The organism is Adonisia turfae CCMR0081 (assembly GCF_011009555.1).
Taxonomy (GTDB): Bacteria; Cyanobacteriota; Cyanobacteriia; order Phormidesmidales; family Phormidesmidaceae; genus Leptothoe; species Leptothoe turfae.
Map to the genome: position 1 here is coordinate 1 of NZ_QXHD01000011.1, position 12,236 is coordinate 12,236.

At 46.4% G+C, this 12,236-nt stretch carries 15 protein-coding genes; 7 read left to right on the forward strand and 8 right to left on the reverse strand.

From position 1 onward, the window contains the following. A partial coding sequence (locus tag DXZ20_RS38135; RefSeq protein ID WP_250566270.1) for a hypothetical protein occupies positions 1–232 on the forward strand: 232 nt, incomplete at its 5' end. Positions 233–306: 74 nt separating this feature from the next. Here DXZ20_RS38135 and mobQ read toward each other — a convergent pair. Next, positions 307–1,203: a MobQ family relaxase gene (gene mobQ / locus DXZ20_RS37015; RefSeq protein WP_163703734.1), complete on the reverse strand. Its 897-nt coding sequence runs from the start codon at positions 1,201–1,203 to the stop codon at positions 307–309. A gap of 342 nt (positions 1,204–1,545) precedes the next feature. Here mobQ and DXZ20_RS37020 point away from each other — a divergent pair, with 342 nt between their 5' ends. The 5 genes from DXZ20_RS37020 to DXZ20_RS37040 all read left to right on the forward strand — a co-directional run bounded on the left by DXZ20_RS37020 (position 1,546) and on the right by DXZ20_RS37040 (position 5,640). Next, positions 1,546–1,938, forward strand: a complete 393-nt coding sequence (locus DXZ20_RS37020) for a DUF8583 domain-containing protein (protein ID WP_163703747.1) — start codon at positions 1,546–1,548, stop codon at positions 1,936–1,938. 26 nt (positions 1,939–1,964) lie between these two features. Then, positions 1,965–2,675 (forward strand): P-loop NTPase family protein, encoded by a 711-nt coding sequence (locus tag DXZ20_RS37025; protein WP_163703735.1) that lies wholly within the window; start codon positions 1,965–1,967, stop codon positions 2,673–2,675. Further along, complete coding sequence (locus tag DXZ20_RS37030) at positions 2,668–3,432, forward strand: DUF6753 family protein (RefSeq protein ID WP_163703736.1); 765 nt, start codon at positions 2,668–2,670, stop codon at positions 3,430–3,432. Before DXZ20_RS37025 ends, DXZ20_RS37030 begins: the two co-directional genes overlap by 8 nt. Before the next feature lie 155 nt (positions 3,433–3,587). Beyond that, complete coding sequence (locus DXZ20_RS37035; RefSeq protein ID WP_163703737.1) at positions 3,588–4,190, forward strand: hypothetical protein; 603 nt, start codon at positions 3,588–3,590, stop codon at positions 4,188–4,190. A gap of 820 nt (positions 4,191–5,010) precedes the next feature. Then, positions 5,011–5,640, forward strand: a complete 630-nt coding sequence (locus tag DXZ20_RS37040) for a hypothetical protein (protein WP_163703738.1) — start codon at positions 5,011–5,013, stop codon at positions 5,638–5,640. A 35-nt stretch (positions 5,641–5,675) separates the two neighbouring features. Here the strand turns inward: DXZ20_RS37040 and DXZ20_RS37045 are convergent, their stop codons facing one another. The 6 genes from DXZ20_RS37045 to DXZ20_RS37070 all read right to left on the reverse strand — a co-directional run bounded on the left by DXZ20_RS37045 (position 5,676) and on the right by DXZ20_RS37070 (position 9,442). Further along, positions 5,676–6,104: a hypothetical protein gene (locus DXZ20_RS37045; RefSeq protein ID WP_163703739.1), complete on the reverse strand. Its 429-nt coding sequence runs from the start codon at positions 6,102–6,104 to the stop codon at positions 5,676–5,678. Positions 6,105–6,364: 260 nt separating this feature from the next. Beyond that, positions 6,365–7,036: a hypothetical protein gene (locus tag DXZ20_RS37050; RefSeq protein WP_163703740.1), complete on the reverse strand. Its 672-nt coding sequence runs from the start codon at positions 7,034–7,036 to the stop codon at positions 6,365–6,367. A gap of 145 nt (positions 7,037–7,181) precedes the next feature. After that, a complete protein-coding gene (locus DXZ20_RS37055) occupies positions 7,182–7,673 on the reverse strand; it encodes a hypothetical protein (protein ID WP_163703741.1) in 492 nt (163 codons plus the stop codon). After that, positions 7,663–8,535: a DUF7226 domain-containing protein gene (locus tag DXZ20_RS37060; RefSeq protein WP_163703742.1), complete on the reverse strand. Its 873-nt coding sequence runs from the start codon at positions 8,533–8,535 to the stop codon at positions 7,663–7,665. Before DXZ20_RS37060 ends, DXZ20_RS37055 begins: the two co-directional genes overlap by 11 nt. A 25-nt stretch (positions 8,536–8,560) precedes the next feature. Next, on the reverse strand, positions 8,561–8,956 hold the full coding sequence (locus tag DXZ20_RS37065) for a type II toxin-antitoxin system Phd/YefM family antitoxin (RefSeq protein ID WP_163703743.1): 396 nt from the start codon (positions 8,954–8,956) through the stop codon (positions 8,561–8,563). 330 nt (positions 8,957–9,286) lie between these two features. Beyond that, on the reverse strand, positions 9,287–9,442 hold the full coding sequence (locus DXZ20_RS37070; RefSeq protein ID WP_163703744.1) for a hypothetical protein: 156 nt from the start codon (positions 9,440–9,442) through the stop codon (positions 9,287–9,289). A gap of 730 nt (positions 9,443–10,172) precedes the next feature. Between DXZ20_RS37070 and DXZ20_RS37075 the strand changes: the two genes are divergently transcribed. After that, entirely contained in the window at positions 10,173–10,565 is a 393-nt protein-coding gene (locus tag DXZ20_RS37075; protein WP_163703745.1) for a reverse transcriptase N-terminal domain-containing protein, read from the forward strand. A gap of 93 nt (positions 10,566–10,658) precedes the next feature. Here DXZ20_RS37075 and DXZ20_RS37080 read toward each other — a convergent pair. Further along, positions 10,659–12,236 (reverse strand): recombinase family protein (locus DXZ20_RS37080; RefSeq protein ID WP_163703746.1); only part of this gene is annotated, 1,578 nt, incomplete at its 5' end.

Genomic DNA, 12,236 nt, shown 5'->3' on the forward strand with positions numbered 1-12,236 from the left:
GCATATCGTCAACGGTAGAAATGGCGCACCCTTTGGTTCTCCTTGGTGGGGAAATCAAATCCCTGGCTGGACAGCTAATGGACGTTACTTTACTGGCGACCTTAATGGCGACCAAGCTGACGATATCGCGTTTATAAGCTCTGACAGCAGATGGTATGTCGTTAACGGTAGAAATGGCGCACCCTTTGGTTCTCCTTGGTGGGGAAATCAAATCCCTGGCTGGAACAGGTGATGAAAAATGATGGCTTTATTACGTCTCAAAGCAAAGGATAAAACACGTCGGAAAAACAACGGATGTAGACAACACTAACGTTCTATGTCCCAATCCTGTTGCGGTTGTTGGGCAGAGGGTTGGAGCTGTTTTTTCGGCTGCTGGGCCTGCTCGGTCGACAGCTGTTCGATGATTGGCGTTTTGTCAGGGGCCGGTTTCGACAATACCCGCGCCGCTGCTTTCTCCGCTTCGATTTGCCGTTGTAGCTGTTTATGTTTTGCCTGCTGTCGGGCCAGGTCGCGGTTCTCCTGGCTGATGCGTCTCGACTCATCGCCCACACGGGTGCGAATACCTCGCGATTCCATTTCCATCACCTTGGCTCCCAGGTGGATCTGAGGCTCTCGGTCGATACCTTGGGCTTCTAAACTTCGGTGATCAATGCGGGCATCGTGCCCCGCTTTTTCTAAGGCGGCATTGGCATGATCCGCCCACGCTTTTCGATGCTGCTCGATCTCACTTTTACGATTCCACTTCCGTTGCTTTTTGCCAAAGCCGGTTTCATCCACCGTGCGCATCGTCAGCATGATGTGGGCATGGGGATTATTGCTATTGAAGTCGTGGAAACATACGTCCGCAATCATTCCCCGCTCCACAAATTCACTCTGCACATACCCACGGGTTAGATTTACTTTTCCCTGGTGGCTCAGTTCCACCGGCAACGCGATCATCACCTCCCGACTCAGCTGCGCGTCCTTTCGTTTTTCACCGTTCTCAACTTCATTCCATAGCGTCGCGCGATCACCCAATCGATCCGGCGCATTCTCAGGCAATAAAATCTCGCTCCCATAAATTGCACTCTTACCCGTGTAGTCATGGGATACATCAGTGCGCTCATCTTTGATCTGCTCACCTGAGCGATAGGCAGCCGCAGCGGTCGCACTTCGACCTTTGCCACGGCTGATCACCTGCATTCGAAAACTGTAGATTGCCATAACTGCAATTGGGTATGGGGTGGGGGTCGAGGGGCGAAGCCCCAGCGCACGGCATCGCGTAGCGATGTATAAGTGCGCCCTTCCGTTCTGGCGAACGCCGGGACCGGCTGCTGAAAGCAGCCAGCCGCGACACTTTAGGCATCCCATGGACACAATCCCCGGCTGCGGCTCCAGGCCTCAAGCGATCCAACAGATTGGAGCTCAACGCTATCGGGAAATCACGCCCTTGGATACGACGATTTACGTTTTGTTGTGCTTGCTTAACACGCGGTGATGCTCTCTGATGTCTGACGCTAGCCTGTGCATAGTTCCACTGACAGCGCTATCGTCATTGCACCTCATATGTCGAAAAAACTCGATGCCCTTTTAGAAAAAGAGAGAAAGCTTAAGGCCCAGATACAAAAGGCCAAAGCCACCGAACGGACCCTGGAGCGTAAGCGACAGACGCGCCGGAAAGTGCTCATCGGGGCAGCAGTATTGGCAAAAGTTGAGGCCGGTCTTTGGCCAAAAGAAGACCTGCTGGCAATGATGGATGGCTTCCTGACTCGGCCCCATGAACGGGACATGTTTGACCTCGATAGTGATGGGGGTGCCGGTGACGCTGAGGCAACTCAGCAGCCGCAGAAGAAAACGGTCTCGGCCAAGAAACAAGCATCTACTCAAAAACAGGAGGCTCATCGCCTTCCTGAGTCAAAACCGGGCTCTGGTTTTGACAATGATGATTTTGACCTTTAGCGCTCTTGATTTTTTGGGTTTGAGCTATGGCCGATATTCATTTGTTTGGCGGCGAGAAAGGCGGCGTCGGGAAGTCCTTCGTGTGTAGAACTGCTATCGCCTACCACTTAGATCGCGACATCGATTTTGTCCCTTTCGACTCTGACCGATCTAATGCGGACGTATTGAGAATTTATGGACAACCGGCTGGCTGCAGGCAAGCTATCTTGTCAGAAGCCGAACGCTATGACGATGCCGCCAACGGCATCTTTAATGCCGCCCTCGAAGGGCATCGAGTGTTGGTTAATTTACCGGCGCAATCGATGCCTGCTTTGACTCAATGGATTAATGATAATGAGCTGTTTGAATTAGCCGATGAAACCGAGGTGTCCTTTGTAAGTTGGTTCGTGTCGGATTGCGGCTTAGATTCGCTCAAGCTATTTGGGGAAATGCTCGATACCTTTGGCGACCGGGTGCAGCATGTCTTTGTCGCGAACTATGGCATGACCGAGCGCTGGGAACGGCTCAAGGATAATCAAGCGCTCATGGACCGCATGCGCGAAGCCGGGGTGAAATTGGTTAAGTTTCCGAAGTTTGTGGGCCGCGCGGTACGCGACATTATTGATGAGCAATCCCTCACCTTTGAAGCGGCTAAGGCATCCGATGAATTGGACCCCATCGGCAGGCAAGGAGTGAAGTCATTTTTGCGAAAGTCATTCGAGCAATTTGATGCGGCGGGGGTCTTTACCAATGGTTAGTGGCAGTTTTGGTAATCGCGATCAGGGGTATGGCAACGTTCTTAACGATGGCCGTGGCCGCGTGTCGATGTTGGACCGTGCTTTGGAAGGGGCGACGGCTGAAGCAAAAGCCCGAGTGCGTGGGGTGCTTTTACGCTATGGCATCGATGAGGACAATGAGTTCTTTATGATCTTTGTCGCCATCGGTCACCTCCTGGTGCTGGTGGAAGAAGCACCCGAAAATTGGCAGTCCTTTTTTGACGATATCTATGGGGAATTAAATCAATGGTCGAGCCAGAATCGAAAGAGTCTCGAAAGCCTCAAGCTCCACACTCAGACATCAGCCGAGCTGATTCAGAGCTTGCGGCTACTGATCTCCTCCTTGACGGCATCCGACGAGAAGTCGAACAGAATGCTAATGACGCTCAACAGCTTCGAAGCGAAGTTGAGCGGTATCGACAAACACTCGGTCTCGGCCTCGGAGAACAGCAAGCAAGTCGGCAACCGACTCGACCACACCAACCGACACCTCAGCGATCTCAACTACCTCACAAATCAGCAGACCTGGATATCGAGCGTTAATACCGTCTTCTCGATCTTGCTGACGCTGGGTTGGTTATTTGCGTTATGGCAGCTAACGACTCAGATTCAGGTGATTCAGCAGCTCAAGGCTCAGCAGCAGGACCAGGCGGAGAAGATGGAATGGCTCTTGGAAAAGGCCAACCGGGCAGAGTGTCATCAAGGCATTAAACCTGCCGATGATCCGCAGTGTCAGTAACCTCGACAAGGTGAGTCAGGATCTAAGGGGCTACCGCAGCGTCCTACAATACTGGCCTGCCGAGCTAAGCCCGATTCTATACATAGGCTGATGCTGGAGGCCCGACCCTGGGGGATAACGTACAATCGCTCTCAGATTTAATGCGACGTGCGCCCATGAGTTTTGCTCTACCCTCAGACATCTCCTACCATCAGCTACAAACGAAAAACGGCATAGTCTATACCTTTAGGCATCAAACCTTGGGGGAGCTGGGCCGCATCATTATCGAGGGCACCCCGGACGGGCAATGTCGCATTTCCTCTGATGTGGTGGGAGACTCGGCGGACCCGATGACGGCGAAACGGGAGGAGATTTTCCGACCCCTGAGTGAACAGCTCACCACGGCGTTAGATGCGGCGCTGGGTGATCGCGGCAAGGGAATGGCGGTGCCGCCCAGCTCCACAGCCGTCGGTCAACCTGAAGCGATCGCTCACACCATCATCCCTTGCCCCCGCAGCGGCAAAGGCATGGCGATGTTGGTGTTTGCGGACCATGCAAAAACGGAAGCGGATATGGAAGACTATGCCCGCAAGATGTTTCCTCGATATAAAGAACTCAACCTGCCTACCTGGATTATTGGTCCACCGATGGGGGTGCCCACTGACGATACTCCGGCCATGACCTTAAAGGTCTGGCCGAAGCGCAAGCCGTTAGAGCATCTATCGCCGAATCAGGTAAATGCTCTATTGGATACGCTCATTGCGAAGCATGGCCGGTGACGGAATAACGTGATGGGGCTGCCGGTGCCCCCTTGGGTGGGAGGTGTGGTGGGGCTTTGGGGCACCACAAAATATAACCGAGCAACGCGAGTCCTTGTCTCTACATAAGAAGCCCCATGGACGCTACGGTCCACAGGGCTTCGGTTTTATATAGGATGCGTTTTGAATAAGTCTTTCTGTATATGGGTCAACTCTAAGCCAGGGGAGCAGAGATTAGAGCAACCTCGGCGTAACCTCCATTGTTACTTTATGTAACCATCAAGTTTTATTGGTGTGTCCTGATGATCTCAGTTCTGTCATCCGGCGGCGCGAACTGACTCCGGAACTGGGGTGCCGATAACGATACTCTAGACAATGCTGATAACAGGTCAGGTCGTAGGCTTTATTCGCCGCGTTAATTTAAAGAACGGGCAGTCTAAGTCGTTAGTCCTGGCTGACTTGGTAACCCTCGATGATCCACACATCGCTGACTATGAGAATCGCTGGGAAGCTACTCTAAAGGAATACGGATACGAGAGAATGGTTTTAGACTCTATGACACCTTTTCATCAGAGTTCATGTCATATTCCAAGCACATTTGGAAAAACTATTAATCAGTAATTTTGGCCTTTGTAGCCACTTTTATCGATTCTACACGCAGACATTGGCAGACTGATGAAGCAGTAATATCACTATCTTTGAAATAATGATTTGAATAAAAATAGAGATAGAATACAAATAACCAATTTTGATTTGATATCAAGCTAAAATTCATACTGTCAAAAGTTTTATCTATAGAAGCAATTAAACTTATTTGTGTTTAGAAGATTTAGGGGTTTTTATGCCATTTGGCCAGAGTGTAGCTGTAAGATTTGCTGTGAAGGCTATGTTGAAATCAATCGGAGCCGCTCCCACTGTGCAGGCAGTAGCTAGTCGTGCAGCGGGTTGGGCTACTGCAGCTCTTACATTTGATCACCACAGTCAAGTTGTTGCTGAAGTGACATCAATCGCTGATCATGAAATAGATAAACTTCATGCAGATGCATATACAAATTTAGATAAAGGTGAATTCTTTGATCAAGTTATATCGATAAAACCTGAAATTGTAGAGAACGTCAATCAACAAACATTTCAGACTTTAATTGATAGTAGTAAATTAGATTTTTTTGATAAAGGCAATCATACTACTGAAGAAAATATTTTAGGAACTATTACTGGTTTTTCTCAGAAAACCATTCCATTATTTATATACTTCTCTGGCTCTAATTTAGAAGACTTTGATGATTACTCTAACGAATATATCAATAGTCAAATAGATTCTTTTATAAATTCTCCACTTGAAAAGGAGGCTTGTATTATTGCCTCTGAAAAGTTGGAGACATTGATGAAAGAACAGTCTCCAACTTCACTTTTTGGTTCTACAGAGATTTTTTTCAAAAATCTTAGAAACCATATAGAATTGAGAATCTAATTTTTTTATAAATTGAATTATGAGATTTTCAATCATTAGTTTAATTTATGTATTTTAGTCAATGTATTTCTTTTGATATCTAAAAGAATTTCATAAGCTTCAACTATCTCTTCTTCACTACCTAATTTTCTAGCTTTTATTCTTATTCCTTCAGCCTCGCTAATATATACATCACAATCTTTAGCTATCTCACGTCTTTTAGCTTCGCGTTGATGAGGACTTGAGGATGTTAAACTACCACTTGCTATTGCACCTACGACAGTTAGTATTGCACCTGGCATAGGATTAGATAAAAACGTAAAAATAGCACCTAAAGAAGAAGATATAGTCGCTAGCAAACCCAAAGAAATATGCGTTTTCCCCCATAAATCTGCACATTCCTTATTTGCTTTTCTCTTCTGAGAAAAGCTTACAATGTCATCATCACATTGCTTAATAAGAAGTTCGAGAATGGGTGATTGCATTCTTTGGAAGATCTGTTCATCTACAGGATTATCTAGATATAGCACTTTCCAAGTTTGCCGGATTGCACATACTAGACCTAATTAAAGCCTCACTGTAACGGGGAAAAATTAGATTTTTAGCTCCCTTAGGCATGAACGATTTTATCAGCTTATCCTGTAGTGGGAGTAATATCCTTAAATTAGGCATAGTTTGAATGATATTCCCTTGTTTTCAATCGTCTATTTTGAGCTAATTACCACTGGTTTCACATTTACTTCCACTACATCAATAATGTTTGTGAAACTCGCTCTTGCATTACTGAAAGATATTTATCGTCTTCTGAATTGCCTTGCTTTTCCAGTGCCTGCAAACCCGCGAGTACTGATGCTGCTGAACCAGAAGAGACCAAGAAATTGATCTTACGATGAATTAGGGTCTCCACCAAATAATCGTAGGGTGGATCATCCTCATTGTAGTCAATGGCATAGTCCCCCCAGCAAGCGTTTAGGATCGGATCCGCCACCGCATATATTCCGGTCAAGGCAGCCCCACCAAAATCAACACTTGGCGGGGGTAGAAAGTGTTGAATACGATTTCGTAACGCTCCGAGTTCATTGAACTCTTCTAAATTTGGAAAGGGCATTCCTGTAGTTGCTGAATAAAGATGAGGGAGATCTTTATAGTCTATGGTTCTTGACCTGAGAAGGTCTTCTAGATCGGGAGCATGTAGTTTCTTAGGAGGATGTTTGAAGATAAGCATCGGATGCTCCTCTGCAATTCGTGCCTTCACCAACAACTCAACTGCATGTGCAGCATGAATAACTGAAAATTCCGGCCATCTTCCGAAACCTGCATAGTTACAGATGTGCGCAGTATAGTTAGCCATAGCCAATACTCCAGTAGCCATGTTACGCATGTGTTGAGGGATGGCCTTTCGAAGTTGTTGATCCATAGTTGTTGCTCCACGTAGTCGCATCGAGAAAGGCTTTCTCGCACCTTGCGATCTCAGCTTTTTGGAGAAGAATTTTGGTGTCCGTTCCGTGTCTAACGTGAGGCTCATCGGTGCGAACAAAAACTAAAAAAGAGCCTACTCTTTTTCAAAGTTTCTCCAAATAAAGAGTTTTGCTCTGAAAGGCCACTTTCCTAGCCTGTATCAAGGGTATTGGATAACCAATTGTATTATGTCCTTTATTAGCAACGCTTCTTTTTTTAAGTGTTGCTTGTAATGCCCAAACTAAAGCCCTTAATTTTCCCGGCGTAAAGACAAGAATTTCTTGCTGTGGAATCAGAAAGATCCAGTAGTCCGCCTGTGAACTCCATCCCCACCCTGGGATTTTCGCTTTGTCATTTGACATAGTCTCAAAGAAAAGGTTGCCTGTTCTCCTCGCAGCTATATCAAATTTGTATTCAACTGTGATGACTGAACCATCTGAGCGTGTAACTATGCGATCTATTCCCGATTGCTGATACCTCAAATCATCGGAGACATCTAACACTTTATAGACAGGATATAGCCATTGGTCTAGAAGTGCCTCCCCTTCTTTTCCAACTTTGCGCTGAGTTTCAAAATCGTACTGTTTAGTTTGCATAGATGTAGGGGATATAGAGCTGAACGCCATCATTACCTTTTCGTCGGATGGGAATGCCTGCCCATCGTGTCACCCAGTTCACCAATGCTCGCAAAGAGCTTGCTCTACGAGGATTGGTAGTCCCTCCACAATCACCAAAACTCACCAGAGAAATAATCTCCTGGATTAATTCCTTAGTGAGTTCTTTACCCCCACGAGTTGTCTCCTCAATAATCACTTGAATAGGATAGAAAGCCAACAAAGCCTCTGCCAAAAGACGTTCACGAATCTCTGAATCATCGCTTTGTGCAATTCGTCTACCTTGGTCCGACAAAACGTAGATACTTGGAGACTGTTTAGCTGTTTGAACTCGGTGCGCAAGACCAAATTCAATAATAGGCCGTCCAAGATAATCTCCTCTTCTTGCTAAATCTTTGTCTCTCTTTGCACCACTACCAAATGCGACACCCAAATCTTTCGAAGTGTTAATTCCACGATAAATTAGTTCAATTGCCCTAATAAATTTATGCGGATCTCCGATTTGAGGAATATAAATTGGCTGCTCTTCACCATCTCGAAGATCTTGCTCTAGCGCTGTTTCCCAATCAATTTGATGAGAAACCTGCTGGAATTCGTAAAACCGAATTTCTTCATTGCATGAATCGACGGTGTAAGCAAGCTTAAAATTTCGACCTGGAAGAGTGTAATAAATTCTGCCCGGAGCAATTAGATTAAATCCACAGCTTGCTCCAGCGATTTCACCAGTTTGTTTAAGTTTCGCCAAAACTGGCCTGAGTTCCTCTTCCAATTCGGGATCCCAAAAAGTCTTTCGATCAGAAAGCATTTTTTCAACAGCGTTATCATGATATTTAAATTTATACATTCAGTGACCTCCTCACATTTGATTTTCAGACTCGAGTCTCAGAAGAAATAAACAAAACCTTATCTACATCACCAATCAATGGCAATGAGAGATGGTGAGTAAAACGAGTCGACACAAAAGCAACAACTCGTCTTTTATGAAATGTCAAATAAATACAATCTGTTCCACCTAGAAGTCTTTCCCATGCTTCAGTTAGCTGATCGCGAAACTCAGTCAGGGGCATTTCCTCAGTTGCCTGAATAACAGGCTCTTCTCCCTCAGAATTGAAACCCTCAACGTCTTGCAGTGGAAGCAAAAACGCCGCAACTTCTCCATAGTGAGTACATACAATACGTAAGCCACCTGACTGAACTTGCCGCCTAAGTTTTGGCAACTTGACTCGCAACTCGGACATTGGGATTTGCTTAAAACGTTTATTCATGTCTGCTAGCTCTATCCCTGCACCTTATAGTGGCAAGGATTCCCTTAAGTGTCAATAGTGTATAACGTTTTTTACATTTTAAAGCAGAAGCACTATTCTGATAAGGCTTATAGCGTTTTTTATAGATGGGAGAGTGGCTTAAATTGTCTAAATGGATCGGTGGCAGAATCGTTAAGGAACTTACGATTTTGAAGCCGTGACTAATTTTGGCCTATATCACTTACTCTTTATACTTTAAAACTCTTGATTTTCCGTTCAACCCTTAGAGTAAACTATGCACCCAGCTGACTATTTGCTACGGTAGGCAACTAGTCAACCCGCCTTTTTCGCCTACACCTCAATACCGACAAAGGGGGTAGCGATTAGTCCAGGATTTTGCAGGGGAACGGTGCGATCAGGGGTTTGATCAACTGGCACATGCCTAAGAGCAATTCGACTGTCCAAAAGTAGTCCAGTCGAGTCGGGCAACTGGCACATTCGGGTCATTAAGTTTGAACCAGTGACGCTAAAGCTTTCTGGATAACTCCAATGTTCAGAGGTATTATCCAGAAAGTTTCTGGGTTATCTGCTTATAGGGTGTTGGTCCAGAAAGTTTCTGGATAACTCATAGTTAGGCGCGCGACTCGAAGTCGTTCGGGGGAGTTGAAGAGACTCCCAAAAGTCTCTTCCCGCCAGTGTTCAGGCGGATGTCCGCCTTGGAATGTTCAACCAGAAATGGGAGGGCAGTATCAGCAGACAAGGTTAAGTGTCCAACAAACCTGAAGCCAAATCAGGTGAGAGGGCAAGGGCAAGGTTGCTAAGGACAATGCAAATGAATCCTTGATGAGGCTTCGTTAATGTAGAGTTCTCGAAATGGCTGATACGAGAATCATGGGGCAATTGGGGGTTGGTAGCGTCTAAATACCAATCGCGAACACCCCGCCCTCGGAGTGAAGAGGAGTCCTAAGGCAACCACATCTCCACCTCGTGCGGAACGAGGAAACCCCGATAGAGTCCTGACAATGCCGTCATTGTTGGGTAAGCCGAGGGCAACTAAGGCAGAAGTCTCTAGCGGGCACAGGATGTCCCAAAACGCGAAAGCCGTCCGCCGAAAGGCACCCGGAAATCATAACGGGACGGATAAGGTATATGCCTAACCTGAAAGGGTGCAGACGTGGGACAGGTGATCTCCAGGACAATTGTTGAGAAAGAGACTGAACGCTGAGGGAAGAGTTAGGTGCAAACCCAGTTTGTAAACGTAACCCAGCGCACGACTGACTGGCAGGGCGTCAACTGGCGCAAAGCGAGTCGAGTGGTGAAGAATCTGAGACAACGTATCTTCAAGGCAACCCGACGATTGGATTGGAAACGGGGCAGGGGCCTACAACGGCTCCTACTGAAGAGTTACTCAAATGTGTTGTTATCAGTACGTCGGGTGACTCAAATCAACGCCGGTAAACGAACACCTGGGGTCGACAAACTGCTCGTGAAAACGGGACCTGCCAAGGCCATTCTGGTGGATGCGCTGAAGCAATGGCGACCCTGGCAATCGTTACCCGCCAGACGAGTGTACATTCCGAAAAACAATGGAAGACATCGACCATTGGGGATTCCGACGGTTTTTCCATAATGCACCTTATGCAACTTGCTTTCGGAATGTAGAGCCACTTGTTTGAGGTCTCTGTTTATTTATAGGATATCTGAAAGGAAAGCGTAAGAATGCTTATCTTGTCCGTTTCCTATGTTGTTTTTGTCTAATTTTGTCTTCTCTTGAAACCTTGGACCAAGTCGTTAATTCTTGATGTTTTGATTCAGAAATAACAATCCGATAGGTCCTGCTGTGACTTTTCTGTGCCTGCAGCATACCGGTTTCAAGCCAGTAATAAACGACATGAGTAGACACGTCATAGCGCTGAGCGACCTGTTTAACCGTCAGTTCACCTGGCTGATGGGTCGGGCAAGCAGGGATGTCGTGTTTGTGTCGTACCCACTTGATCATACTTGCTGTAAATGGTCGTCCAGAGGAACTTTTGATGTCTAGTTGGTTGAGGGTATCGGCAATTTTTATATCGTGATGTGTTTTGGCTAAGTCCCTAATTTTGTGGATAGTCTCATCTGAGTAACGGACTTTATCGGGTTGTTTTAAGGGGATGGGAATGGTTAATGACTCGTGCTTACCCCCTTTCCATCGAATATGCAGGCTAAGTTGTCGAGACTGTTCAAGTCTTTCTACGGTAATATCTTCAATCAGTAATCGAATAATCTGCTTCTTTTGTTTGGGTGGGGTGTGTTCTGCATTCCAGAGATGAGGTAAATGTTGTGCCAGTCTGAAGAGTTCTTCCTTGTCAGCTTCACCCATCTGATTGAGGGGATGCGTTTGACGTTGCTGCGTGAGCGTATCTTGAGTTTGCTGCACTTTTAGCAAGGTTTGCTCCCACCGTTTCTCTAGTGTGGCAGCCACTAAGCGATTGGCGGGGTCCACCTCTTCAAATCGTCGTTCCGCAATTTGGGCCTCATACTCCGCTCTGGCCAAGGCTAATTCCCATTGTTTGTCCAATTTGGCATAGTGGGCTTTGAGTTTATCAACCGAAAGTAACGCAATCTCAAGTTGTTGAGGTTCAAGGGCTGCGAACATCAAGGGAATGATGGCATTATCGACGATATCAGTACGAGTGTTGAGACAGGAGCGACCTGTTAATCCTTCTTTCTTGCGCCAGTTACACTCGTACTGTGGCCAAATTCCACCATTACCAGTGTAGCGAACTGAGAGCCTGCGCCCACATTTGCTACAGATAAGGAGTCCATGGAGAAGAGCTTTCCCTTCTCTAGCTGCACTGGTCACGACAGTCCCGGTTCCGTTGGTCTGGTTGCTACGCAAGATGTCTTGGTTTTGAAGATAGGTTTGCCAGCTAATATATGAGGGGTGATGATCCTGAATGAGCACCTCCCATTGATCTCTAGGTTGTAGCTTGATCCGTGAGGTGAATGTGCCATTGGTCGATAGAGATTTCTCTGTTTTGTAACGTCCATAGACATAGGCACCTGCATAGGTTGGATTCTTGAGTAGGGTCACGGTTCGTCCATAGGTGAGCTTCCCCCAAATAATTTTTCCATTCCACACCCCACCATAGGCTCGTTTTGGAAAGTTAATCTGGTGCTCGCCAAAGTATCGAGTAACCCCGTAAGCACTCCGTTTATGAGCAAACACTTGAAAGAATAATTCAATGATCTCACGGATTTGCTCATCGTGGTCAAAGATGGTGTTGTCAAAATCATCGTAACAATAACCAATCGGTAAGGG